Genomic DNA, 21,832 nt, shown 5'->3' on the forward strand with positions numbered 1-21,832 from the left:
CCATCACTCCGGACAGGGGTCCTTGGCGTTCAGAAGGTTTCCGGTCGAATACCAGACCGTCTGCGCCCCGCTGAGGTCAAGCGTTTGAGGCTTGTCTCTCCGGCCCTCGAAACTGACCGGATGCGTGGTCGCTGACAGCGGTTCGGTGCAACTCACGGGTTCGGACGGCAGATCCGGGAATTCGACAACGACCCCGGCAGCCAGTTCGGCCACCGAAAGCCAGTCCGGCGGGGCGGGCAGCGTTAGTATGTGCTGAAAGGAGGGATCTCGGGCGATGTAGTGGGTCAGATGCGCCTCATCGCCCTGACCGAAGATGACGTAGTTCAAATTTGCAGGTCGTTCGATCGAGAAGTTGAAGTGGCGGAAGATGACCACATCCTCGATCGTGACCGGCACATTGTCCCACAGGACCGCCCCGGGCGTGCCGCCGCCCGCGTTCGAATAGCCATCATAGATCGTGGCCTTGAACTGACGCACTCCGCCCGCCTTGATCTCGGGCAGGGTGAACTGGTCGTCCGCGACATTGATCAGGTTGTAGGCCGTGCCGGAGTTTTCCGTGCGCAGCTTGCGGTATCCCGCCATCTGCTCATCCGGCAAGCTGGCGCGCAGCACGACCTGATACATATGCTTTTCCATCGTGAACATCGGCATGTGGAGCAGGAAAAGACTGTCCTCGCCCACCATGAACATGCCGTGCTGGCCCGGCTGATCGGCCGCATCGGGGCCGGGCGCATGGGCGCGCGACGGTATAGCCAGGCCGATCAGAAGCAGGATCGCGAGGGCAAGTGCCAGGGCATAGGAAACTGATCGGCTCATTCAGAAAACTCCCTGGAAATTGTTACGCCGGTCACGGGCTGGCTGCTGGATGCCGTGCCGAAGAGGAAAGAAAAGTCAGAGGCGAGTGTCTTGCTGCCCGCGATGGTCGCGCTTTGGTGGCAGGCATTGCACGAGGGGCCGAGCCCGGGGGTGAAAAGCTGGGCATAGGTCTCCATCGTGGTGTTGGCGACGGGTGCGTTGGCCTCGGACTGAAAGGTGCCGTAGTTCAAGGGCACGACGGCATTCGCCCCGGGTTCGGGCGAAGGAGGTGCTGCGGCGCCGTCCCAGAGCACGTTGACGAGTTGATAATACTGGAACACCGATTTGCCACCGGTACTGGTCGCGAAGAGCTTTTGAACCTCGCTGTTGGTGGCGTTGAGGCCTGACGAGATCGGCACCTGCCGCGTCACCTGAATGGGTTTGGAATAGTCGCAGGTCTGGCCGCATTTCGGCATCACGTTCGGTGTGTCGCTGCTTTGCGGGTTGTTGAAGCTGTAGCCTGCGGGCGGCGTACCGTTTCCGGGCACATTGTCCACCTGTTCAAAGGTCGACCAGATGAGATTGGGCATCGAGGCGGTCTTGTGGATGATATGGAGGCCCACGAGCCCGACCACGGTCTCGCTGCAGGTCCCATCAGGGGCGACCAGATAGGCGGTGGAGGTCAGGTAGCGGTCATATAGCTCGGTATCGGCGCCAAGGTTGCGCCAGGCTGCCTTGAGTTCGAAGGCGCCAAGTTCCTCCTGGCTCTGCACGCCTGATCCGGCTGGCTTGCCCTTGGGCAGCGACAGGCCCTCGGGCGTCGTGCCATTGGCATTGGTCGCGACCGCCATCTGGTTGGCCGCGTCATAGAGCTTCTTGCCGGTGATATAATCGTATTCGGCCTTGCCCATCAGACGTTCGAAGAAAACCAGATTGCCCGATTGATCGGTCAACCAGCCGCCCGTGGCTTCAAGGATTTCGTCCGAGACGGTCGAAAGCGTTCCGGTGCCAAGGTTGAAGCGATGCATCGGGTGGACCGCGGATTTCGAGGTGGCCGTCAGCACCCGGCCCGACCCGCCCGTGCCGAGCGTGCCATTGGCAGAGGTGCAGCTCGAGGGTGGCGGCGGCACGACGCCCCAATCGGTCGGGGTCGCGGCCCCCGCCTTGAAGACCTCGGGCGCGGCCATGAAGCTTTGCCAGACCGTGCCCCCCGCCATCGCCTGACCGCCCTGCCCCGGCAGGCCGAAATCGGCAATGGTGGCCGTCCGGTCAGGCTCTCCCGCTTTGGCGGGCGTCGCGGGCCAGCCGGGATCGACCGGCCAATTCAGTGACAGGAACATCTGCCAGGAATAGCAGTTCATATCCGCCTGCGTGGCGGTGAAGGGCGTGTCGCCGGTCAGGAACTTCGCCGAGGTCGGATCGGTGATGAGCTGACCGCTGCACGATTGTGCATGCACGGCACCGGCGGCAAGAAAAAGACTGACAGCAAGGTTGGCTAAATGGGAAAGACTATGCATGGGAATACCCTGTCCGGAGGTGAAAAAACAGGGCGGCCCCTGGCGGTTCTGGGGCCGCCCTGTGGCTCAGGCTGACGGGATGAGGGCCTGCCCGGCTTCCCAGGGATGTTCATCCGGCGTCGGGTTCTGCCCTTCGCCGGGGTTCAGCGCCCGGACCATGACCGGACCGGGCGCTGCCCCTTTTGCAACCGTTACACTCATCACAAACCCCTGCGTGCCGCCACCATTGGTCTGCCCCGGCACGGCCGATGCATTCTTGAGAAACTTTTCCACCACGCAGGTGACATTCGGGTCGGAGAACGCGACCCGCGCTGTCGCGGGCGTGGTGTTTTCATCTGCCCCCTGCACGATCAGCACGAAGCGGTTGGTCGTTCCCGGCACCAGAAGTGCTGGCAGGTCGGACGGGGACTCACCGTAGAAAAGACTTTCCGGCAGAAGCTGCACCGGCCAGGGCTGAAGCCCTGTTTTCCGGTCGGCGACGCAGGCCAGCGCCGTCAGGTCGGGCGCATCCCCGTTCGGCGTGACAGCAAGTGCGATCTTCATCTGGTTCAGGATCACGCCGACATGGCTGATCGGTATGCCGTAGATCGTGCAGTCCTCGATCGAAAAACCCGCGCTGTCGGGAATGTCGAAGGTGACATGCAGGATCTGGTCCGAGCCGTTCGGCCCGGTCCCGGCCGTGCCACGGGTGATCTGCCAATAGCCCGAGATATCCTCGCCATTCGGGCCCTGCCAGCCTGCGAAGCTTTGAGGCTGCTGGATGTAAAGACCCACGGGATCGGTCAGCGTCAGTTTCGATGTCCGAGAGGCCTGATTGGCCGCGAACCCGATATTTGGATCGGAGTTACGGAAGTTCTGGCCGTATTGCGCGCAGCAGATCAGCGTTTGGGGGTTGGTATTGACCGAGGACGAGCGCTGGATCGTTGCGGCAGCGGCAAGATAGACCTCGGCCGAGAGCGTGTTCGGGGGTGAGGTCAGGTGCATCGCGCCGCCGAAGGACCCGATCACGCGGCTTGGGCCCCGGTTCCACTTGTTGGTCGGGTCATAGGCCGGGTTGCCCGTCGTCGGGTCGATGACAGGATCGCCCTTCTTGCCCGTCGGCTGATCGTATTCGTAGCGCAGGTAAAGGTCCTCAAGCTGCACCGTCGGGTCGATATAGGCCTTGTAGATGCCCAGAACCGCTTTCGGGTTCTGCCGCCACATCGTCAGGTAATAGGCGGGGTTTTCGCAGGTGAAGGCAATCGACTGCATCTTCCCTGCCGCATTGCGCAGGATCGACCATTCACAATACTCATCCTGCCAGCCGCGCGGGCCGGGGGGCGAGAAATCGGTGTATTTGCCGGTCCAGTTGATACTGGGGCAGCGTTCGGCCGGGATTTTCAGCAGCACCTGCCCCGGTTGCGGGTCATAAAGGACATAGGTCGTGCCATTCTGCGCGATCTGCCCGGTATCGGCGAGCGCCTGCACCTCGTCCATCGTCAGCGGGGCGGTCAACTGGCCGCCATTGGTGATGCCGGGATTGGTCAGGAACTGAATGAGCCGGTTGGGAAACGGCGTCCATTCGACAACGGCGGCGGTCGCGGTACCCATGCCGGCAGTCAGCGGATTGTAATAGTTGTCGCGCGGCGCGTCGTTCAGGTTCGACCAGGGATTGCCGATGATCGACATCGCGGTCCAGCCGGCGACATTATCGCTCCAACCCTTCTGGAATGCGGCGAGATCGGCGGCTGACAGTCCAAGTTGCTTGTAGTCCTTCGGCCCCTGATGGGCGGGCGTGGAAAAGCTCGTGAAGCTCGACATTCGGAAATCCTTTCGGTCTGGGGCGTCAGTGGCAGCAGGGCCTCTCAGACGACCGGTCGATGGGGGCGAAACGCAGGTCCCCCCAGTGGAAAACGGGGGTAAATCCGGGCAAATCCCGATACTCGTCCTCACTCAATTCATGTCCGGTGTGCAGATGACTGACCCGGAAGCAGAGCCCCGGTTCCTCTCCGGCGGAAAGGCCAAGCGCCGCCGCCGCGCGGGAGGCGTCCAGCATGCGCGGGACACCATGGCGGATACAGCGACCCTTGTCGTCCGCAATGCCCATGCCGATGCGGCTGAAGCGGCCGACATAGGCGGGATTGTCAGCCTGCGCCGCGCCCGCCGCACCACCGAGGAATACATCAATCGTGTAGCTGTCATGGGTGCAGCGCACGCCGTCGAAGATGACCCAAGCAGGCCCCGGGGCGCTGGCGGACGGGGCAGACCCACCACTTATCGTCTGCCCCGTCCTCGCGCCGGACCCAGCCACCGGCGCGCGCCCCGTGAACTGCGGCGCGACAGGCGGGCCATAGTCGTAGCCCAGATGTCGGCTGTCCTGCGCCAGATCGCCCAGCGTCGTATAGCGCCACAGGTCAGGTGTTGCTTCGTTGATCTCTGCCGCCACCGGGCCGGTAAAGGGCCTCAGCGCCACGCCTGCGGTGTATTGCGCCACCGGATGGGCACGGATCCAGACTTCGAGCATACGGTCGATATTGGCGTGGTAGCAGATGAAGATCGGGTCGACGGCGGTATAGGCATTGTCGGCCATGTCGGCGCCAATCCAACCGTGGTAATTGTCGTGCGGCTGCTCATAGGCGCCGTCGAAATTCTGGTCGCGGTAGGGGTAAAGATCATCCGGCTGCGGCGGGGTGAAGGCGGGGATGTTGGCCCAGGGAAAGCCGGGCGAGCCCTGCGGCACGCTGAAGGTGGGAAACTTCAACGCATCCACGACCTGCTGCTGGAAAATCTCGGCCATCGCGAAGAGCTTCGCCCGCTCGGCCCGGTGATCGTCGCCCCTGGTGTAGAAAAGCGGATTGCGCTGGACATAGGTGCAATCGGGACCCGACATTTTGCCGATGGCGCAGAGCTTTGACCGCCCGTCCTTGGCCGCCGCGTAGCGCAAAGGATTTGGCCGCGTCTCACCGGTGCCGGGATGCACGTAGGTCTCATCGAGAAAGCATTGCGGCAGTCCCGCCGAGGGGCTGCCATCAATGCTCGCATCCTTCGCCATCCAGTCCCAGTAAGGGATCGGGCAGCCAAGAAGCGTCTCAAGATACATCAGGTATCCGCGATGCCAGAAGGCAAAGGCTTCCTGATAGTGCAGGCACCAGTTGGTGTGGATATAGGCCCATTTCTGCCAGGGCGAGGCCGGCGACGGATCGCCAACCTGCATGATGTCGTCAAGCCGCGCGCGGAAATCGTCGATCTCATCAGGACGCATCGCGGCCAGATCGCGCCGGATATAGGGCTCGGACGGGGGGACCGGCGGCTTCGGGATGCGGTCAGCCTTGTCGATCGGATCGGAGGACACCCTGCGCCAGCCCTGATTGACCCACAGCCGGAAAGTTTCAAGCGCATCGAAGGGCCAGAACTGCCGCGCATCGTCCGTCAGCGGCATCGAGCGCGACGCAAGGTGGTTGTAGATCGTCACCGACCATTCGCAGACAGACGCATAGTCGCCAAGGTCGATCAGATAGCCTTTCATGCAGCCGCGCCAGCCCTTGGCAATATCTGCGCGATCTTCGGCGGGCAGCCAGTAAGGGGCTGTGAAATAACAACTAATGTCGTCTGTCCATGTGGGTTGCGATGCAATCATCAGGCATTCTGCCTTGGGGTAAAATTCCTCTTCCAGATGTACTCGCTTGAGGCGAAAATCCGTATCTATTTTCGCCCGAGGCTGTTAGTTGGTTTTCACCAAAATGCTGTTGGGGAAAAAAATTTGCACGACGTCGATATTTCGATTCTGAAATTGCTTCAGGAAGACTGTTCGCTCTCATTGGAGGCCATCAGCGAACAGGTGAACCTTTCGGTGGCAAGTTGCCACCGCCGGATCAAGGCGCTGGAGGCAAAGGGCGCGATCAAGGGCCGACGGGCCGTGCTCGACGCCAACATCTTGGGATTTTCGGTCACCGGCATATTCCTGATCAAGCTCGCCCAGGACGGGCCGGATGTGGACCGCCGCCTGATGCAGCGGCTGGAACGCGAGCCGGCTGTCGTCACCTGCTATCTTGTGACCGGCGAGTTCGACTTCGTGATGATCGCAAAGTTTCGCACCGCGGCCGAGTACACTGATTATATCTACAGCTTTCTTGACACTTACGAGGATATCCGCATCCAGAGTTACACCTCTTCGCTAGTCGTCCGCACGCTCAGGGACAACGCTGCCCTGCCGCTCTGACCCTCAGGCGACGGGTTGCAGGCGCCGGCGTTCTAGGCAACGATCCGGCACGTGGCAGCGATAGGGGGACCCCATGAAACTCGTCCGTTACGGGGCGCCCGGTGTGGAAAAGCCGGGAATGATTGATGCCGGTGGCACCTTGCGGGACCTGTCGCAGCATGTATCCGATGTCGCGGGCGCAACCCTGTCGGATGCGGGGATAGCCGCGCTTCGGGCGCTCGACCCGGCCAGCCTGCCACAGGTCGCGGGGAACCCGCGCCTTGGCCCCTGCGTCGCAGCAATCGGCAAGATGCTCTGTATCGGGCTCAACTATTCCGACCATGCCGCCGAGGCGGGCATGAAGATCCCCGAACATCCGATCCTGTTCATGAAGGCGAACTCTGCCATCGTCGGCCCTGATGACGACGTGATCCTGCCGCGCGGTTCCACCGAAACCGATTGGGAGATCGAACTCGGAGTGGTGATCGGTACCGCAGCCAAATACGTAACCAAGGAAACCGCGCTCGACCATGTCGCGGGCTATTGCATCGTCAATGATGTCAGCGAACGGCAGTTCCAGACCCGGCTCAGCGGCCAGTGGACCAAGGGAAAAAGCTGCGACACGTTCGGACCGACCGGCCCATGGCTGGTGACACGCGACGAGGTGCCGGACCCGCAGTCACTGACCATGCGGCTTGACGTCAACGGCACCCGCCGCCAGACCGGCAGTACCGCGACGATGATCTTCACCGTGGCCGAAATCATTGCGCATCTGTCGCAGCTCTTCACGCTGCATCCCGGCGATATCATCAGCACCGGGACGCCGCCCGGCGTCGGCATGGGAATGAAACCGCCGCTCTTCCTGAAACCGGGCGACGTGATGGAGTTGGAAATCGACCGGCTTGGCCGTCAGCGGCAGGTGGTGCGGCAGGACGCCTGAGGTTCAGCCGAGCACGATCCCCAGAACGACCATCATCAGGCCGAGCCCGGACAGAAGCATCGCGCCGAGATTAAGCGCCACGGCCTTTTGCAGCTTCGCGCGCAGATCGGCATCCGGCAGGCCCGCCTTGCGCGCCCGGTTGATGCCAAAGATGACCCAGACGAGAAGCGCAAGCCCCGCCAGAGTGACGACAGCGCCGATCCAGATGAGCCAGTCCATGTCGCGTCCCCCATGCAATCGCCCCGCCCTAGCGTGAAGCCGCCAGAAGGGCAAGGCCGAGCCTTGAAGCACCGCGCCCGACCGACTAGTCAGGGCGCCAGCCCTTTTCAGGAGATGACGCCATGAACCAGCCCGTATCCGATGCCACCTACAACGTCGCCGCCGACGAACTGCGCCAGTTCATCGAACGCTATGAACATCTGGAGGCCGAGAAAAAGGACATCGCCGATCAGCAGAAAGAGGTGATGGCCGAGGCCAAAGGGCGCGGCTACGACACCAAGGTCATGCGCAAGGTCATCGCGCTGCGCAAGCGCGACAAGGACGATCTGGCCGAGGAAGAAGCGGTTCTGGAGATGTACAAGGCCGCGCTCGGCATGGCCTGACCTGCCATCGAATTGCCGCCCGGGCGTCAGGCCATGCTGACATGGCGCGCCGGCGGCAGGAACGTCTTTTCAGCAGACGATCTGGATCAGGGCTGAATGAACGTGACACCTGCCATCGCGGCAATCTCGGCACAGTCATTCTCGTAGTTGGACGTGACCTGGGCCAGAAGTTCTTCGCTCCAACCCGGGAGATCAAGCTCGGCCACCAACTCTTCCGGTTTGGCGAATTTTTCCAGAAACGCGGTGGTGATGCGCCGCCTTTGCGCCAGTGTCCGGGGCGGATGTGCCTCAAGGTAGGTTTTGAACTTCGTCATCCCCTCTTCCGTCAAGAGGGCCGTCAGAACATCGAAATCGCCCTCCAAGGCATCTTCGGCGCCAAGCCCGGCGAGGGCACGCAGGATTTCGGGCCAGATCAGCGGCACATCCTCGTGGCACCAGACCGTCAGGTTCACGTCCGGGTGGTACGCCAGTATGCGCCGGATTGTGGACGACCAGCGGATCTCGGTCGGTCTGGTCTGGCCCATGATCCGCTCATAGGTGCCGCCTGCGGGAAGATCGATCAGCGACGGGATCAGCGTGGCCGGGTTGACAAGCGCCAGATAGAATTCCTTCGTCGCCGCCGGGAAGAGGTTGGAATAGGCCTCGATCCGCTGCGGGGCCATGGCATAGAAACCGTGTGCCGATATGACATTGGCCGGAAAGCACACAAGGGAATCGTGGCTGAAGATCACGCGCTGCGCATTCTCGACGTCCAGTACCGCGTCGAGAAGGACATGCTGAGCATCATCGACGACCTGCCCCGACTTCAGGCTTTTCGCGACCTTGGGAAGTACCTGACGATAGAGCTTGGGCGCAGGCACCGCGACACCCATGGCTTCCAGCGTGCCCCGGTTCTTCAAGAGCGCGCGGACGATCCATCCGTCATCGGTGCCATGCGCCCCTATATGATACACGATCTCCATGTTGACCGGATGTCCGTTCCTGACCTTCGCCGTGTGCCGTTGACGCGACCCTATACGGGCTTTCTGGACAGTAAAACCGCTTTCCTGTAACCGCTTGCCCATGACCGATGGAAATAGTCAAGCTCTGGGACGAACAGGGATGCGGCACTTGCTGCGGCGCAGGGATGGCAGCGGCATCTGGTCGGTCGGCGCTCTTGCCATAGCCGCCATCGTGATCCTGCCAATCCTGTCGGTTCTGGTACTTGCCTTCGCGCCGACAGAGAACATCTGGCCGCATCTTATGGCGACCACCCTGCCCCGCTACGCCGCCAACACGGTCCTGATGACGCTTGGCACCGGCGCCATGGCAGCTGCGATCGGAGCCGGGGCTGCGTGGCTCGTCACGATGTACCGGTTTCCGCTGGCAAATCTTCTGGAATGGCTGTTGCTGTTGCCGCTCGCGATCCCGGCCTATATCGGCGCCTATGCCCTTGTCGATTTCCTCGACTATTCCGGCCCGGTCCAGATCGCCCTGCGCGAGACAATGGGCTGGACCTCGGCGCGCGACTACTGGTTTCCGCAAGTCCGGTCCCGCTGGGCCGCCGTAATCGTGCTTGCGGCAGCTCTCTATCCTTACGTCTACATGCTCGCCCGCGCAGCGTTTCGCGAACAATCAGCGGGCAGTTACGAGGTTGCACGCGCCCTCGGCGCCGGGCCATTCGGGCTTTTCCGGCGCGTCGGCCTGCCACTGGCCCGGCCCGCCATCGCCGCAGGCGCCGCCATCGTGATGATGGAAACTGTGAACGATTTTGGCGTGGTCGACTTCTTTGCCGTTCAAACGCTTACGACGGGTATCTTCACCGTCTGGCTGGAAACCGGCAATGCCGGAGGGGCCGCTCAGATCGCCTGCGTCATCCTTGCGGTGATCCTAGCCCTTGTCGCGCTGGAGAAGGTCAGCCGCCGCAATTCGCGCTACTACCATTCCGCGCGCCAGCCCCGCCCGATCACCAGAATCAGGTTGAGCGGCGCACCGGGTTGGATCGCGACGGCGCTTTGCGCCCTGCCGGTCTTCGCGGGGTTCATCCTGCCCGTCGCCGTGATCGCAGGCCATGCCCTCGACCGGCCCGAAACATGGGTGAGTTCCGGCCTTGGACGGGCGTTTCTGAATACGCTGTCTGTTGGCGGCTCGGCATCGGTGCTGACCGTCGCCGGGGCGCTCTTCATGGTCTACGGCGTCAGACAGACGGGGCGGCGATTGCCAAAACTCATCCTGCCGGTCACCACGATCGGCTACGCCGCCCCCGGCGCGGTGTTGGCCGTGGGCATCCTGATCCCGGTCGCGGCCTTCGACCACAGGGTTGCCGATGCGCTTTTGTGGCTGACGGGCCGCGATCCGGGGCTGATCCTGACCGGCTCCGCCGCGGCCATCGTCATGGCCTATTTCGTGCGCTTCTTCGCCATCGCCCAGGGCGCGACGGACGCGGCCTTCGGCCGGGTCTCGCCGTCGCTGCCAATGGCGGCACGGTCGCTGGGCCGCACGGCCGGGGGAACGCTGCGCGAGGTTTACCTGCCGCTGATGAAGGGCTCGGTCGGAACCGCTCTGCTGCTTGTCTTCGTCGATTGCGTGAAAGAACTCCCGGCAACACTCCTGCTGCGCCCGTTCAACTATGACACGCTCGCGACCCGCGCCCATGAAAAGGCGAGCCTTGAGAATATCGGCGAAGCTGCTCCACCGGCGCTTCTCGTCATCCTCGTCGGGCTTGTTGCGGTCGCGCTCCTGGCGCGGACCAATCTCGGCGCCGCGCGCCGCTGACGACGGCCCGGACTTGCGCAGGCGCGCGAGCCGGTCTATGTGCGGATCAGTGCCCCTATAGCTCAGCTGGTAGAGCATCTGATTTGTAATTCCCGACAACCCAGACATGCAGACACCCGTGGACGGATGTCCACCTGCTAAATCAACGAGTTACCTCGGTTGATTGGTTGCGGAAAGGTCGATTTTCACCCGACGTTGGTGGCGAAGTGGCGGTCAAAGCGCCATCAAACCGACGACGGAGTGAACCATGCCCCATGCAAAGATCACCCAAGCCTATGTGGACGGCCTGCCGTTCTCTGACGCGACTATCTGGCACCACGACACGGAGCTTGCGGGCTTCAACCTCGCTGTGGGCAAGCGGACGCGCACCTTCTATGCCGCAAGCGAAACGCAGGGGCGCTTCCTGCGCGTGAAGATCGGTCGGTCAGACCTCGTGCGCGTCAACGTCGCTCGTGACCTCGCGCGCAACGTCCTGCTGCCTGAAATCCGCGCAGGCGTTGACCCAAGGACCAAGCACTGGTCCCAGGACGACGACGCCCGCACGGCCATGTCTCAGGAGGCGCGGACGGCACTTCGAGCGATCAGGTTCCAGGAGAAGGTCGAGCGCAAGGCGCGTGTCTTGCGCGACGATCCCCGCCCGCAACCGGGTCAGGTCGAGACGTTCGCGCAGACTTGGCACGAGTACCGTCACTTTGGCTCCAAGGCAAAGTCCTCGACCCTGACCGAGTATGAGCGCACCTTGAAGGTCCATGTCCCCGACTGGTTCGAGCGCGCGACCGTCGAGATCACCCCGCAGGACGTGCTGACGACGTGGCGTCGCTTGTCCCGTTCGAGCGTGGTGACAGCGAAGGCGCTGATGCGCGTCGTCTCGGCTGTGATGCATGATGCGCAGCGGCGTGAGGTGATCACGCGAGTTCCGACGACCTCGCTCCCGAAGGGTTGGTCAACGGTGATCCGCAACCCGAAGCGGATCAAGGACGTGTTCCATTGGTGGCGCGAGGTTGATCGGATCGACGACCTCTATTCCAAGAGCGCGCTCAAGGTTCTGCTGCTGACCGGGCTGCGCGTCGGCGAGGTGCTGTCGCTGCGCTGGGAGGACGTTGACCTCGACGCCGCGAAGATTTACGTCCGCGACCCGAAGCGCGGCCTGCCGCGTGATGTGGCGATCTCGACCTGGACAGTGCGCCAGTTGAAGCGCCTGCACGAGATCAAGTCAGGCGGCTTCTGGGTATTCCCGTCGCACGCGCACAAGGGCTACCGCCAGAAGCTCCCTACCATCACCTACAAGGACCAGAAGTGGCGTCCGAAGGACACGCGCAACGAATGGGATTCTATCGCGACCGAGATCGGTATCCCCCATGCGCAGCGCGCGGCGCAAATGGGTCACGCTGCGGGCAACATGACCGACTCCTACGTCGTGACCCCTGACGTGCGGAACGCCGTTCAGGCGGTCGCAGACGAGATCATGCAGCGGGTGAAAGGAGCCGCCGTCTGACGAAGACTTTCGTCTCTGCATCGACGACCGCCGCGACCTCATGCCCGTCGTGGCGGTATGTCAGTTCCAGGTCGAGGCGACGGCACACCTCAACGGCAAGCTGCTCCCACTTCGGATGCGCCTTTCTGAGCGCGTTGATCGTGCCGCCTCGCTTCATCGTCAGCGCGCGCAGGACGCGCCCCTGTTGGGAGTTTTCGCGGGGCAGCGACGGGCCGACCAAGGCCCGATCATTCGGGCAGTAGAGTGTGCCGTCCTCCCGAACGTCAAAGATGCCGACCGTCTCAACCACTGACGGGAGCGGGATCGAAACGGGTTCTGATGGTTCCTCGGGTTCGCCTTCGGGCGGGCGCGTCTGCGTCGGCTGGGCCTTCCTCGGCGGCGAGTTGATCGCGGCCCACAGGTCGCGCGATGCCTGCACCTCTTTGGGCTGGCCGTAGTCAACCTTGCCGTCCATGACCTTGAGCGCCCATTCGTGCAGGCGCTCAGGATCGACGCCCGCAGAATAGCAGGCATGTTCCCGCGACTTCGCCCACGCACCGCGAGGGGTGAGCAGGAAGCGCAGGGCCTCCACCCGGTCAAGTTCGATGCGGAAGGCGTCGCCCTTGTCGAAGGCATCGCGCACGGCATGAAGCACGACCGCCGCCCACAGGCTTTGTTCGGGTCTGCGGGCGGCGTCCGCGTGCGGGTCGGTCGAGTCGAGCCGGGTCGCCACGGTGTCAGGCCGTCAGTGCCGCGCGCACGTCGTCCGGAGCCTCTTCCCAGGTGCTGACGGGCACGATCCGCTTCATCTCAGCGCGGGCCTGCGTCGTCAGGCGCTGATAGGTGCGAGGATCGACAGCACCCGCCCGGATATAGAGCGCGTCGTCGGTCAGGTGGTGCGTCGCCTAGATCACCTGTTTCTGCGCGCCGTCGTCGGTCGGGTTGTCCACGACCTGCACGGTTTGGCCAACGGCTTCGGCCATCTTGCGAGCCTTCATGTAGGTCTCTCGATCACGCGCTTGGGCGCGGGTCATGACAAGGTCTTCGGGTTTGACGTGCACCACGTCAACGCCGAGTTCGTTCGCCTTCGCGACCGTCCGTTTGAACAGGTCCGAGTCTCGGTCGGCTTCGGATTTGGCGATGTAGAGCGGTTCGGGCATTCTTCATTCCTCTGGTTGGGCGGACAGGCCCGGCTCGTCGCAGGAAGGAGCAACCGCAACCCAAGCCCAGACCTGTCCTTGAGCGGTGCTTGGGCTGGCGTGACGATGCGGCGAGACAGCCCGAGACGACCATCCGGTGTTTGAGGTCCAGGACGGGCGACGGGCGGGAAAATGAGGTGCTGCGGTCAAGACGCCATCAATCTCGTGGCGCTCGTGCTGCCAACCATCGGCAATCGCACACGAACCGCCTTGATCAATGATCACTTGCCGCGACGATCACGGGCCGACCTTCGCAGAGCGCGTCAGCCAGTGGTGTTTTGGGGAGTTCGGGGGCGACGTAGGGGCTAACCCCAGGACTCGCGGCGCTCGCCTAGCTGGCTGGGGCGCTTACCGCAGAGCGATGCAGACGAGTGCCACCATCATCGCGAGCGCGAGGGCTGCGTCCAGGTTCGCGTTCATCATTCGACCGTCAGGGAGGGGATGGCTACGTTGTCCACGGCTTCCCACGCCTCGGCTAGGGTCATGCCGCGCTCTTTGGCAAGCTGCTGGATCATCCCATCGACGGGAACGCCCATGCGGCGTGCCATCTCGATTGTCTTGATCCGGGAGTCGACTGCTTCAATCTCGACCTTGCCCTCGAAGTTCACGGACGACAGCTTGGGTCGGACATACTGGGCGACTTCTTTCATGGCGGCCAGTGCTACGACGGTTTCGCCTTTGTCGTAGGCCTCCGCGCCGATGATCGCCATGAGCACCACGGGATCGAATTCTTCGTTGCCCGCGTGCAAGCGCAATTCCCGCAGCTTCGCGTCCATGCGTGCGGACAACTCGTCCTTCGACTTGGTCGGTTTGCCCGTCTTGCGGCCAGAGGAATAACGCATCAGGCGGACCCTCCCGAAGGAAAGCCCGCCTGACTGACTGCAACCAAGGAGGAGAGAGCAAAACCGCTCGCCTTGATCATCGCATCCGAGGCGGGGCGATGCGACCGCGATTCCAGGTCCAGGTGATTGTTCATCATGGCGGTTTGCCCCTTGTATAACTCGGTTATGCCGTTAGGCGGCGTCGTCTGATTGCTGCTTGACCGGGAACGTGAACGGCGCGCGGTTGGCCGATGCAGCGGGCGGCAGATCGTCGAGCAGGATGCGCCACGGCCAGCCGGGCAGATCGCAGGCGCGCAGGGCATCCGCACCGCCCACGGAGGCGTTGTGCAGGGCGACGAGTTCGTTCCGGGTCGATGTGTAAACCAGTAGCAGCGTGCCGTCGTCGGTCGTCCAAGGAGTCAGGGCATCCTCGCCTGAGGAAAAGACCTGCGCCTCCTCGCCAGGTTCGACCGTCCAGGCGTGGGTGTTGGCGAGCCAGAAATCGGCATAGGGGTTCGGGTGCTTCATCTTTGGTCCTTTCAGCGTGCGGGCGGCACGCGCTTGATGGCGTCGAGCAGGCGGGTGAAGCCTTCGGTGTGGGCATCACGGGACAGGGTGCGCTGCTCCTTCCCGATGATCACCGTGACGATGGCCGGGTCTTCGTGGCCGAACACCGAGAAGGCGAAGGAGCGGTTATCATAATCCACCGTCTCGCTCTCGATGATGTGGTCGAGGGGACGTTCCTCGAAGGTCTTGACCGTGCGCTTTGTCAAAACGGCTTGCCTCCGGTGATCCGGTATGCGCCGGGAGCGCCTTCGTCGCGCGGTCCCGGCCAGGAATGGCCGACGCGCAGGCCGTTCGATGGGTTGGCGTCTTCGGCCACCTTTCGCTGGTAGCCGGTGGGCTGGTCAGACCAAAAGAAAGTGATCGCGCAGTCAGTGCGCCGAACGTCCACAAGTGTTGCCGCGTCAAGCATCGTGCAGCGCCCCCGGCAGGATCAGGTTGGCTTGCGCGCGTTCGGCTTCGGTCGGCGGCTTGCGCCACTGAACCAGGGGCGTGCCGTCGCGGTCGGCAATGCCTGTCACGTCGAGGCCTTGGGCGCGGAGGGTGGTCAGGCGGTCGTCGGCAATGGGTGTGGGCTTGGGCTTCTTCAAGGGGGACTTCTCCTAGCGTTGTCAGTCCCTTACATCTTACAACCCGTCTTCCTGCCATCCGACCGAGATCGAAGGTCCAGCCGCCCAAACTGATGATCAATCAAGGTGGAACGTCTGCGCCATCAAGCCGTTGACCGCGCGCAGCCGTCAGTTTGACCGATGCTTGACCGCGACCGATGGGGCGCGATGCAGGACGACAGCGACGGCTTGCGCGGCGCATGGTGCAGAGCGCGGCAGAGCTGGGGCGCTAGGCGGTGTCTTGCGCTTTTGGGCGTCGATGTAGGGCAGAGGCACGAACCGCCTTCGCTGACGCGCTGAGCGCGGTTTTCGTCGATGGGCGCAGAATACGTCACCAAGGCTGACATACCGCGCTCGCGAGATACGTCACCAAGGCTGACATTTTGGGTGGTCACGCCCTCTCCTGAAGGATCGGTCGCGGCAGAACGCGCTGCCCTGTATCGTCGGTTCGACGATGGAGGATGCAATGGACGAGCAAGTGACAATCAGCCTGCCGCTTCGGAAATTGGCCGAACAGATCGGCGACGAGGTGACTGAAGATATGGGAAAGGTCGCCTTCTACTTCCATGTCTGCACGGCGCTTGCAGAAGCTGGCCATGCGCGCATCAGTAAGGACGATCTAGCGCAGGTGACGCTCATCGCTTTTCAGCGACGGCAGGACCGCTTTCCAAAAGTGCCGATCCTGAACGCCGTGGGCGTTTATTCTCAGGAATGACGGCTATCTGCACGCGCGCATGTGTATGCGTGAAAAAATGATGATGATCCCGAGGCGTCGAAACCAGAATGCTGCACCAGAACGTGCGCGCACGCATATGAACAAAAAAATGATGATGATGAGTATCGCCGCAATCATCATCATTTTTTTCGCATATGCACGCGCGCGCTATTGAGCGCAGCAGCGATAGCACTGGATAAGCCAGTTATCCTGATCGCCCGTCCTGCATAACCGAGTTATTCCAGGAGTAACCTTCATCCTTGGTCGAGCCATGCCGCACCTGGGCGATATGATGCAAAGCATCAACCGCGCCCGACGCGCATCAGAACGGAGACCCGAACATGAACCCCGGACTTGCCGAAGACCTTCGCCATATCGACCAGGTGATCGAAGACGTGATGGCGCGCGAACGTGACCCTCAGAATGCCCGCGAACTGATCCGCTGGTCCTTCCGCCGCGCCGCAATGGGCACCCTTGCCGTGCTGCGCTACAACGCCCGTCTTGCGCAGGGCACGGCGGCAAGCACCTCCTTCGCCTGATTGCCTAACCCATGAAACGAAAAAGGCCGGCTTGTCGCCGGCCTTCTTTCATTCGACGGTGTAAACCCGCCCAGGTTCGATTTTCTCGATAGGCGGGATGCAGTCCAGAAGGTAGCCGTCAATGACAGGCTCACGCCCCTCAGCATCCAGGCCCGCGCGCCTCATTGCCTCGTCCCGTGCATCGGCCCCGCCGGGAATGTCGTGCTCATCAACGTCCCGCCACCGCCAGACGTAGGGCGTGAACTCGTAGTACCATTCCGCCTTGCGTTCGATCCAAACGCGGCGGCGGTCCTGTTCAATGGTCTCGCCTTCGACGGCCAGGGACGACGGCACTTTGACGCGAACCTTGAGCAACCTGTCCGTGCGCGCCATGCCGCGCGTCCATGCGTCCCAACGCAGCGTCCGCTCAACGATCACCTGCGAGGACCATTCCCAGCGGAAATCGTCCGAGACAAAGTTCTGGAACGTCGTGACGACCTCGTGGGTTTCCGGTTTCGGGTCGTCAGCGCGGTAGCGCGGAAAACCTGCATCGACCAGCTTCTTGAGCGCCGCCGCGTCTTCGCTCTCGTCCTTGCGGTGCCGAAACTCGAACTGAGGCCGTTCAGGGTTCGCCGGATCGAAGCACATGTGATAGGAGATTGTCTCGTAGTCACGCAGGCGCTTGAACTCCTGTAGGGCCGCGACTTCGCCCCTGGTGTCGTGAACGTCCTTCACCCAGGTATCGAGCATCTCGAAACGGTCAAACTGCTCGCGGGCGCACCGTTCCCAGCGTTCGAGTGCCGACATGACACGCAAACGCCATGCAACGGCGCGCTCCCTGACCGCAGGCCATTCCTTCGGCTCACCGCGCGACATCCAGGTCTGGAACGAACTCGGCTTGCAGAGGTCATCCAGAGCAAGGGCACGATACCACCAGGTGTTCGGCGCATATTCGAGCGCCACCTTGCGGAATGCGTCGATGGTTTCCGGGATCTCAGGCGGTTCGCAGGCCGGACGCGGATCACGCGCGACCTCACGCCGCAACTCGGCCAGAAGCTGCGCGATAGGTTCCCAGACGTGATCGCCGTTGATCGCTTTGCGCAGCGTCGATTCCGAGATTTCCTTCTGGAGGCGCGGATGCTTGCGCGCCATGTGCTGCGCGCGAGGCACGATCTTCTTCACGACCCCACGATAGGTCCGAAGCAATTCGTCTTGTTCCCAGAAGAAGTCGGTCTCGTCCTGTCTCTCGCGGAACGTCGTCATCCCCGCACCCCCTCAATAACCCGCGCCTCGACGTGGTTCTGCAAAATCAAGTGCCGAAGGAACTCCTGCCCGTAGTCGTCCTGCGTCCCTCTCACGCGGGCGCGCTCGACGCGAACAGCACTCCGGTCGATCCGGCGATCAGCCTCAGCCCGCGTCACATATTCCCAATCCTCAATCGGCGGGAGACCGAGCAGGTAGCGAAGCTGGCGGCGCACTTCCATCTTGGTCATCCCTGTGCCCTCATAAAAGCGTCGAGTTCCGCCTTCTGATAGCGCACCATTCTCTGCCCGATGCGTTTAAACGCAGGACCTTTCCCGTGCGCCCGCCAGTAGTTGAGGGTGTTCTGGGACGTGTCCATATAGCGGGCGGCGGTTTCCTCGCTCATCCACTCCGGCCATTCAGGTAACACGCGCGACTGAACCGCCATGTTGATCTCCTTGAGGTTGCATCATGACATGACGATACATGGTGAGGAAGGGCGTCGCAGCGGGCAAACGAAGGTCCACCACCCCGAGCATCTAAGTTTTTCAGGTGCTGACTCCCGCGACGCCCTCGGATAGACAGAGGGCATGACCATTGATCCTCGAATCCTTGAACTATGCGAGAAGGTTACGGCGAAGCGTCCGCGCACCGTGATCGACTTCATCTTGAAGCACGGCCAGGTCACGACAGACGACCTGCTCGAACTCGGCTATGCCCATGCCCCGCGTGCTGCGCGCGACGTGCGGGAGCAAGGCGTGCCGCTGGAAACGATCAGTGTGACGAGTGAGAAGTCGGGGCGGCGAATGGCTGCCTATGTCTTCGGTGATCCGTCGCAGATTAAAGCGGGTCGGATCGGCGGGCGGAAAGCCTTCTCGAAACCCTTCAAGGAAAAGCTGCTCGCCCACTATGGGTCGCGCGAGGCGTTCACGAATGAAGTCCTCGACGGACGCTATCTGCAAATCGACCACCGCGTGCCATACGAGGTCGCGGGCGACGGTGCGCAGCACGAAGGCGATCCGGCGGAATACATGCTTCTCGACGCATCGAGCCAGCGCGCGAAGTCTTGGTCCTGCGAGGCCTGCGAGAACTGGAAAGCGATCCAGGACGAGTCGATCTGCCGCGCCTGCCTGTGGGCGTTCCCTGAGGACTACTCCCACATTGCGATGAAGCAGGTTCGCCGCGTTGATGTTCAGTGGCAGGACGACGAAGTTGCGGTGTTCGATGCGCTGAAAGCGAGGGCGGATGCCGAAGGGACGACGGTCGCCCTCCTGCTCAAATCGCTAGCGCGATCTGCGTCGGGCCTCGAATGATCTCGGGCGTCGGCTCGGCCAGCCCCTCGGACATGTAGAGGCTCTCGACCGTCTCGGCCTTGCGACCAGAAAGCGTCGCCTGTGACGACGTGCCTGCGTGCAGCAGGAGGCGTGTCATGCGCAGGTGATCCGGCAGAGGCGGGCCATATTCCTTGTCCCCGGTCATCCCGTCATAGGACAAGGCGAATGGGATCGACCGGTCATTGAGGCTCGCTAGTCCTTCGATCAGCGGTTCCTGCGTCATCTGCTGGTGATACCGCTTGTCCGGCCCGACCGACGTTCCGAGATAGGGTGGGTCCATGTAGATGAAGTCCTGTGTCGTCGCATCGGCGGTCGTTTCGAGCCAGTCACCAACCCGAAACTCGGTCCTGCCGCGTAGCAGTGACGACACGCCGAGAACTGCTTCGCGCATCTTCTCCGGGCGCATCCCAAGGCGACGCTTGTCCACGGATTGCGTGAAGCGGCCAGAGGCGTTGAACCTGACCGCGTTCTTGACGCATCGGCAGATCAGATAGAGCAGATCGACCGGGTCGCGTTCCGCGTTGTATCGGTCGCGCACCTCGTTGAAGTATCCCGTGTTGCCATCCGTCTGGCCGAGCCAGATTTCCTTGTAGCGCGCAGCCGTCGCGTCCGGGCGCTCGACAATCGCCTCCTGCAACTGGACGATGGGTTCCAGGCTGTCTGCGATAACGAAGCGGTCAGCGAGGCCCTTGTGGGCCGCGTAGATCGTCATGGCGGCTGAACCGCAGAACGGTTCGTAGAAGGTCTTCGACCGGGGCACATATTGGGCGATGATCGGCGCGAGCTTTCGCTTGCTGCCCTGATACGGGATGGCGTGAGGTAGGCGCATGAATCTTCCTTTTCTATCTTCTAACCCGCGCAAGCACTTGGTCACAACATGCAGTTTGCGGAAATGCAGGGTCAACCAGATGCTGCGTCGGGCGGTTCCTGACCACGCCGTGCTCTGTCTTAGACCACCTGCTCGGGCATACGACCAACTCGACCACGGCAATCGCCATCGCGGCGGTGTGCAGGAAGGCATAAAGCGGCAAGGCGAACGCATCCCAAGGCGACCGTCCGGCCCTGATCGCCGCGACCATGAAGACGACGATTGTCAGGGCATATCCTGCGAACAGGAGGACGGCCAAAGGGCCGTGGGGATCGTTGAACGCGACGGCCATGCCGACAGGATGGGACGCGAGGCACAGAAGCTGCACAGGGAGTTGAACAGCAAGGGCGACACGATCACGCAGCCGCATCGGCGGGGTCCAGCGGTCGATTGCCTTCGGCAACAGGCCGTGGACGAGTACGGTTTGAAGCCAACCTTTGATCCATCGGGAACGCTGCTTGATCCAGGCCGTGACGGTCACGGGTGCCTCCTCCCCCGTAACAGACAGGACGACTGACGACGTGTAGCCAGCGCGCGCCAGCCTGACTGCAAGGTCTGCATCCTCAGTAACCGAGTGTGCGTCAAAGGCACCCACGGCTTCCAAGACGTCGCGCCTGAAATATTGACTTGTGCCCCCGAGGAGGAACGGAAGGCCGAACCGGCTCAGGAACGGGAGCACTCCCCTGAACAACACGCAGTATTCTAGGTGCCACAGCCTCGTGACCAGCGACCCGTCATGATCACATGCGAGAACGCCCTGGACGACGGCGCACCTGGAATCAGACAGGAGCCGTGCGACGGCACGCTTCGGTTGATCCTCGGCGGGTCGATCTTCGGCGTCATAGACGACGACTATTTCCCCTGACGTATTCAACAACCCGAAATTGACCGCCCTCGGCTTTGTCCGCGGCCTGCCATCAGGCACGACCAAGACCTGAAACGGCCAGACAGGCAGGACGGCTTGGGTTTCCAAGTCGTCCTCCTCCACGAGCAGCACGATTTCCAACGACGGGTAGTCAAGGGCGCGCATTGCAGCGGCAAGGTCCGGGATCACTGACGGCTCGCGATAGACGGGCAAGAGGACGGTCAGGCGCGGCCATCTTGCAGGCTCTGGGTCGTGATGATCCGTCCACCTGATCAGCGCGGCCGCCCTGAGTGTCAGGACAGCGAGAAAGCACGGCACGAGCAGCCATGCCGGTGGCGGCCAGATCAGCGGCAGCAGGGCGACGAGGACGACGACCGCGCCAAGCCAAGGCTCCCTGATCGAACGGGCAGATAGGTGTTCTGGAACAGATGAGGCGGCCCACGAGGCCGCCTCTTGCGCAGGATCGACGTGCCGCATGGGTCACACCAGCGCGGCGATGATCGCGCCCCACACACCGATGCTCAGGACCGCCCCCGGAAGAATCCACCAGCCGGGCGTCATGCGTGGCACTCCGAGGCGAACTGTTGGAGCAGGAAGGCGGGCGTGCACTCGCAGCCGTCTTGGTCGATCATCGGCAGGCCGAGCCGGTAGACGGCGATCTGCGCGCCGGTGTCGAGGGATAGTTGCTGCGCCGTCTCCATCGCGGTCAGCAGGTCGTCGAGGTCGTCAAAGAGGGTCGAGGCCACCAAGATGCGATACATTTCTGGAACTCCGTTGTTGGAATCGAAAGGCCCGCCGAGTGGCGGGCCTGTTTCGTTGATGCGGTGAGGGCTGGTTCC

Annotated in this window: 27 protein-coding genes; 8 read left to right on the forward strand and 19 right to left on the reverse strand. The window is 62.5% G+C overall.

Annotated features, from left to right (window positions below; all coding sequences use genetic code 11):
- Positions 1–3 precede the first annotated feature (3 nt).
- From OEZ71_RS12985 to OEZ71_RS13000, 4 genes are all read right to left on the reverse strand, one after another.
- Positions 4–816 (reverse strand): hypothetical protein, encoded by an 813-nt coding sequence (locus tag OEZ71_RS12985; RefSeq protein WP_263740412.1) that lies wholly within the window; start codon positions 814–816, stop codon positions 4–6.
- Positions 813–2,312 (reverse strand): hypothetical protein, encoded by a 1,500-nt coding sequence (locus OEZ71_RS12990; protein WP_263740413.1) that lies wholly within the window; start codon positions 2,310–2,312, stop codon positions 813–815. The genes OEZ71_RS12985 and OEZ71_RS12990 overlap by 4 nt, the downstream gene beginning before the upstream one ends.
- Before the next feature lie 66 nt (positions 2,313–2,378).
- Entirely contained in the window at positions 2,379–4,112 is a 1,734-nt protein-coding gene (locus OEZ71_RS12995) for a hypothetical protein (RefSeq protein ID WP_263740414.1), read from the reverse strand.
- A gap of 25 nt (positions 4,113–4,137) precedes the next feature.
- Entirely contained in the window at positions 4,138–5,817 is a 1,680-nt protein-coding gene (locus OEZ71_RS13000) for a tyrosinase family protein (RefSeq protein WP_263740415.1), read from the reverse strand.
- A 234-nt stretch (positions 5,818–6,051) separates the two neighbouring features.
- Here OEZ71_RS13000 and OEZ71_RS13005 point away from each other — a divergent pair, with 234 nt between their 5' ends.
- Positions 6,052–6,510 carry an Lrp/AsnC family transcriptional regulator gene (locus OEZ71_RS13005; protein ID WP_263740416.1) on the forward strand — a complete coding sequence of 153 codons (459 nt, stop codon included), beginning with the start codon at positions 6,052–6,054 and terminating at the stop codon, positions 6,508–6,510.
- 73 nt (positions 6,511–6,583) lie between these two features.
- A complete protein-coding gene (locus OEZ71_RS13010) occupies positions 6,584–7,429 on the forward strand; it encodes a fumarylacetoacetate hydrolase family protein (protein WP_263740417.1) in 846 nt (281 codons plus the stop codon).
- Between the two features lie 3 nt (positions 7,430–7,432).
- On the opposite strand, the gene OEZ71_RS13015 is transcribed toward OEZ71_RS13010, so the two are convergent.
- A complete protein-coding gene (locus OEZ71_RS13015) occupies positions 7,433–7,648 on the reverse strand; it encodes a hypothetical protein (RefSeq protein WP_263740418.1) in 216 nt (71 codons plus the stop codon).
- Positions 7,649–7,770: 122 nt separating this feature from the next.
- Between OEZ71_RS13015 and OEZ71_RS13020 the strand changes: the two genes are divergently transcribed.
- Positions 7,771–8,031, forward strand: a complete 261-nt coding sequence (locus OEZ71_RS13020) for a DUF2312 domain-containing protein (RefSeq protein WP_263740419.1) — start codon at positions 7,771–7,773, stop codon at positions 8,029–8,031.
- Between the two features lie 86 nt (positions 8,032–8,117).
- Here the strand turns inward: OEZ71_RS13020 and OEZ71_RS13025 are convergent, their stop codons facing one another.
- Positions 8,118–8,993, reverse strand: a complete 876-nt coding sequence (locus tag OEZ71_RS13025; protein WP_263740420.1) for a hypothetical protein — start codon at positions 8,991–8,993, stop codon at positions 8,118–8,120.
- A 139-nt stretch (positions 8,994–9,132) separates the two neighbouring features.
- On the opposite strand from OEZ71_RS13025, the gene OEZ71_RS13030 reads away from it, so the two are divergent.
- Both OEZ71_RS13030 and OEZ71_RS13035 read left to right on the forward strand, forming a co-directional pair.
- Positions 9,133–10,785 carry an ABC transporter permease gene (locus tag OEZ71_RS13030; protein ID WP_263740421.1) on the forward strand — a complete coding sequence of 551 codons (1,653 nt, stop codon included), beginning with the start codon at positions 9,133–9,135 and terminating at the stop codon, positions 10,783–10,785.
- 247 nt (positions 10,786–11,032) lie between these two features.
- Positions 11,033–12,280, forward strand: coding sequence for a tyrosine-type recombinase/integrase (locus OEZ71_RS13035; RefSeq protein ID WP_263740422.1), 1,248 nt, complete (start codon positions 11,033–11,035; stop codon positions 12,278–12,280).
- Here OEZ71_RS13035 and OEZ71_RS13040 read toward each other — a convergent pair.
- The 7 genes from OEZ71_RS13040 to OEZ71_RS13070 form a co-directional block, all read right to left on the reverse strand.
- Positions 12,249–12,992, reverse strand: a complete 744-nt coding sequence (locus OEZ71_RS13040) for a hypothetical protein (RefSeq protein ID WP_263740423.1) — start codon at positions 12,990–12,992, stop codon at positions 12,249–12,251. The two genes, OEZ71_RS13035 and OEZ71_RS13040, sit on opposite strands and share 32 nt — an antisense overlap.
- 172 nt (positions 12,993–13,164) lie before the next feature.
- Positions 13,165–13,419, reverse strand: a complete 255-nt coding sequence (locus OEZ71_RS13045) for a hypothetical protein (protein WP_263740424.1) — start codon at positions 13,417–13,419, stop codon at positions 13,165–13,167.
- Positions 13,420–13,877: 458 nt separating this feature from the next.
- A complete protein-coding gene (locus OEZ71_RS13050; RefSeq protein ID WP_263740425.1) occupies positions 13,878–14,300 on the reverse strand; it encodes a hypothetical protein in 423 nt (140 codons plus the stop codon).
- Between the two features lie 171 nt (positions 14,301–14,471).
- The gene (locus tag OEZ71_RS13055; protein ID WP_263740426.1) at positions 14,472–14,807 is read right to left on the reverse strand and encodes a hypothetical protein; all 336 of its coding nucleotides are present in this window, start codon (positions 14,805–14,807) and stop codon (positions 14,472–14,474) included.
- Between the two features lie 11 nt (positions 14,808–14,818).
- Positions 14,819–15,052: a hypothetical protein gene (locus tag OEZ71_RS13060; protein WP_234170182.1), complete on the reverse strand. Its 234-nt coding sequence runs from the start codon at positions 15,050–15,052 to the stop codon at positions 14,819–14,821.
- Positions 15,049–15,255, reverse strand: a complete 207-nt coding sequence (locus OEZ71_RS13065) for a hypothetical protein (RefSeq protein WP_263740427.1) — start codon at positions 15,253–15,255, stop codon at positions 15,049–15,051. The genes OEZ71_RS13060 and OEZ71_RS13065 overlap by 4 nt, the downstream gene beginning before the upstream one ends.
- Positions 15,248–15,433, reverse strand: coding sequence for a hypothetical protein (locus OEZ71_RS13070; protein WP_263740428.1), 186 nt, complete (start codon positions 15,431–15,433; stop codon positions 15,248–15,250). Before OEZ71_RS13070 ends, OEZ71_RS13065 begins: the two co-directional genes overlap by 8 nt.
- Before the next feature lie 484 nt (positions 15,434–15,917).
- Between OEZ71_RS13070 and OEZ71_RS13075 the strand changes: the two genes are divergently transcribed.
- Both OEZ71_RS13075 and OEZ71_RS13080 read left to right on the forward strand, forming a co-directional pair.
- Positions 15,918–16,166, forward strand: coding sequence for a hypothetical protein (locus tag OEZ71_RS13075; RefSeq protein WP_263740430.1), 249 nt, complete (start codon positions 15,918–15,920; stop codon positions 16,164–16,166).
- A gap of 341 nt (positions 16,167–16,507) precedes the next feature.
- Positions 16,508–16,705: a hypothetical protein gene (locus OEZ71_RS13080; RefSeq protein ID WP_234170186.1), complete on the forward strand. Its 198-nt coding sequence runs from the start codon at positions 16,508–16,510 to the stop codon at positions 16,703–16,705.
- 48 nt (positions 16,706–16,753) lie between these two features.
- On the opposite strand, the gene OEZ71_RS13085 is transcribed toward OEZ71_RS13080, so the two are convergent.
- From OEZ71_RS13085 to OEZ71_RS13095, 3 genes are read right to left on the reverse strand one after another with little or no spacing between them, the layout of a single operon-like run.
- Positions 16,754–17,947, reverse strand: coding sequence for a hypothetical protein (locus tag OEZ71_RS13085; RefSeq protein ID WP_263740431.1), 1,194 nt, complete (start codon positions 17,945–17,947; stop codon positions 16,754–16,756).
- A complete protein-coding gene (locus OEZ71_RS13090) occupies positions 17,944–18,177 on the reverse strand; it encodes a hypothetical protein (RefSeq protein ID WP_263740432.1) in 234 nt (77 codons plus the stop codon). The genes OEZ71_RS13085 and OEZ71_RS13090 overlap by 4 nt, the downstream gene beginning before the upstream one ends.
- Entirely contained in the window at positions 18,174–18,374 is a 201-nt protein-coding gene (locus OEZ71_RS13095) for a helix-turn-helix transcriptional regulator (RefSeq protein ID WP_263740433.1), read from the reverse strand. Before OEZ71_RS13095 ends, OEZ71_RS13090 begins: the two co-directional genes overlap by 4 nt.
- A 205-nt stretch (positions 18,375–18,579) precedes the next feature.
- Here OEZ71_RS13095 and OEZ71_RS13100 point away from each other — a divergent pair, with 205 nt between their 5' ends.
- The gene (locus tag OEZ71_RS13100) at positions 18,580–19,239 is read left to right on the forward strand and encodes a hypothetical protein (protein ID WP_263740434.1); all 660 of its coding nucleotides are present in this window, start codon (positions 18,580–18,582) and stop codon (positions 19,237–19,239) included.
- Here OEZ71_RS13100 and OEZ71_RS13105 read toward each other — a convergent pair.
- The 3 genes from OEZ71_RS13105 to OEZ71_RS13115 all read right to left on the reverse strand — a co-directional run bounded on the left by OEZ71_RS13105 (position 19,202) and on the right by OEZ71_RS13115 (position 21,754).
- Entirely contained in the window at positions 19,202–20,089 is an 888-nt protein-coding gene (locus tag OEZ71_RS13105; RefSeq protein ID WP_263740435.1) for a DNA adenine methylase, read from the reverse strand. The genes OEZ71_RS13100 and OEZ71_RS13105 overlap by 38 nt on opposite strands.
- Before the next feature lie 13 nt (positions 20,090–20,102).
- Positions 20,103–21,470, reverse strand: coding sequence for a glycosyltransferase family 2 protein (locus tag OEZ71_RS13110; RefSeq protein WP_263740436.1), 1,368 nt, complete (start codon positions 21,468–21,470; stop codon positions 20,103–20,105).
- Positions 21,471–21,550: 80 nt separating this feature from the next.
- Entirely contained in the window at positions 21,551–21,754 is a 204-nt protein-coding gene (locus tag OEZ71_RS13115) for a hypothetical protein (RefSeq protein ID WP_263740437.1), read from the reverse strand.
- Positions 21,755–21,832: the final 78 nt, after the last annotated feature.

It is taken from the genome of Albidovulum litorale (genome assembly GCF_025751495.1).
In the GTDB taxonomy this organism is placed as follows: domain Bacteria; phylum Pseudomonadota; class Alphaproteobacteria; order Rhodobacterales; family Rhodobacteraceae; genus Albidovulum; species Albidovulum litorale.

What these genes read in the sequence shown, in the direction of transcription:
- OEZ71_RS12985 (WP_263740412.1), bottom strand. Translation starts at nt 816, where the DNA reads ATGAGCCGATCAGTTTCCTATGCCCTGGCACTTGCCCTCGCGATCCTG.
- OEZ71_RS12990 (WP_263740413.1), bottom strand. Translation starts at nt 2,312, where the DNA reads ATGCATAGTCTTTCCCATTTAGCCAACCTTGCTGTCAGTCTTTTTCTT.
- OEZ71_RS12995 (WP_263740414.1), bottom strand. Translation starts at nt 4,112, where the DNA reads ATGTCGAGCTTCACGAGCTTTTCCACGCCCGCCCATCAGGGGCCGAAG.
- OEZ71_RS13000 (WP_263740415.1), bottom strand. Translation starts at nt 5,817, where the DNA reads ATGAAAGGCTATCTGATCGACCTTGGCGACTATGCGTCTGTCTGCGAA.
- OEZ71_RS13010 (WP_263740417.1), top strand. Translation starts at nt 6,584, where the DNA reads ATGAAACTCGTCCGTTACGGGGCGCCCGGTGTGGAAAAGCCGGGAATG.
- OEZ71_RS13015 (WP_263740418.1), bottom strand. Translation starts at nt 7,648, where the DNA reads ATGGACTGGCTCATCTGGATCGGCGCTGTCGTCACTCTGGCGGGGCTT.
- OEZ71_RS13020 (WP_263740419.1), top strand. Translation starts at nt 7,771, where the DNA reads ATGAACCAGCCCGTATCCGATGCCACCTACAACGTCGCCGCCGACGAA.
- OEZ71_RS13025 (WP_263740420.1), bottom strand. Translation starts at nt 8,993, where the DNA reads ATGGAGATCGTGTATCATATAGGGGCGCATGGCACCGATGACGGATGG.
- OEZ71_RS13030 (WP_263740421.1), top strand. Translation starts at nt 9,133, where the DNA reads ATGCGGCACTTGCTGCGGCGCAGGGATGGCAGCGGCATCTGGTCGGTC.
- OEZ71_RS13035 (WP_263740422.1), top strand. Translation starts at nt 11,033, where the DNA reads ATGCCCCATGCAAAGATCACCCAAGCCTATGTGGACGGCCTGCCGTTC.
- OEZ71_RS13045 (WP_263740424.1), bottom strand. Translation starts at nt 13,419, where the DNA reads ATGCCCGAACCGCTCTACATCGCCAAATCCGAAGCCGACCGAGACTCG.
- OEZ71_RS13050 (WP_263740425.1), bottom strand. Translation starts at nt 14,300, where the DNA reads ATGCGTTATTCCTCTGGCCGCAAGACGGGCAAACCGACCAAGTCGAAG.
- OEZ71_RS13055 (WP_263740426.1), bottom strand. Translation starts at nt 14,807, where the DNA reads ATGAAGCACCCGAACCCCTATGCCGATTTCTGGCTCGCCAACACCCAC.
- OEZ71_RS13065 (WP_263740427.1), bottom strand. Translation starts at nt 15,255, where the DNA reads ATGCTTGACGCGGCAACACTTGTGGACGTTCGGCGCACTGACTGCGCG.
- OEZ71_RS13075 (WP_263740430.1), top strand. Translation starts at nt 15,918, where the DNA reads ATGGACGAGCAAGTGACAATCAGCCTGCCGCTTCGGAAATTGGCCGAA.
- OEZ71_RS13080 (WP_234170186.1), top strand. Translation starts at nt 16,508, where the DNA reads ATGAACCCCGGACTTGCCGAAGACCTTCGCCATATCGACCAGGTGATC.
- OEZ71_RS13085 (WP_263740431.1), bottom strand. Translation starts at nt 17,947, where the DNA reads ATGACGACGTTCCGCGAGAGACAGGACGAGACCGACTTCTTCTGGGAA.
- OEZ71_RS13090 (WP_263740432.1), bottom strand. Translation starts at nt 18,177, where the DNA reads ATGACCAAGATGGAAGTGCGCCGCCAGCTTCGCTACCTGCTCGGTCTC.
- OEZ71_RS13095 (WP_263740433.1), bottom strand. Translation starts at nt 18,374, where the DNA reads ATGGCGGTTCAGTCGCGCGTGTTACCTGAATGGCCGGAGTGGATGAGC.
- OEZ71_RS13105 (WP_263740435.1), bottom strand. Translation starts at nt 20,089, where the DNA reads ATGCGCCTACCTCACGCCATCCCGTATCAGGGCAGCAAGCGAAAGCTC.
- OEZ71_RS13110 (WP_263740436.1), bottom strand. Translation starts at nt 21,470, where the DNA reads ATGCGGCACGTCGATCCTGCGCAAGAGGCGGCCTCGTGGGCCGCCTCA.
- OEZ71_RS13115 (WP_263740437.1), bottom strand. Translation starts at nt 21,754, where the DNA reads ATGTATCGCATCTTGGTGGCCTCGACCCTCTTTGACGACCTCGACGAC.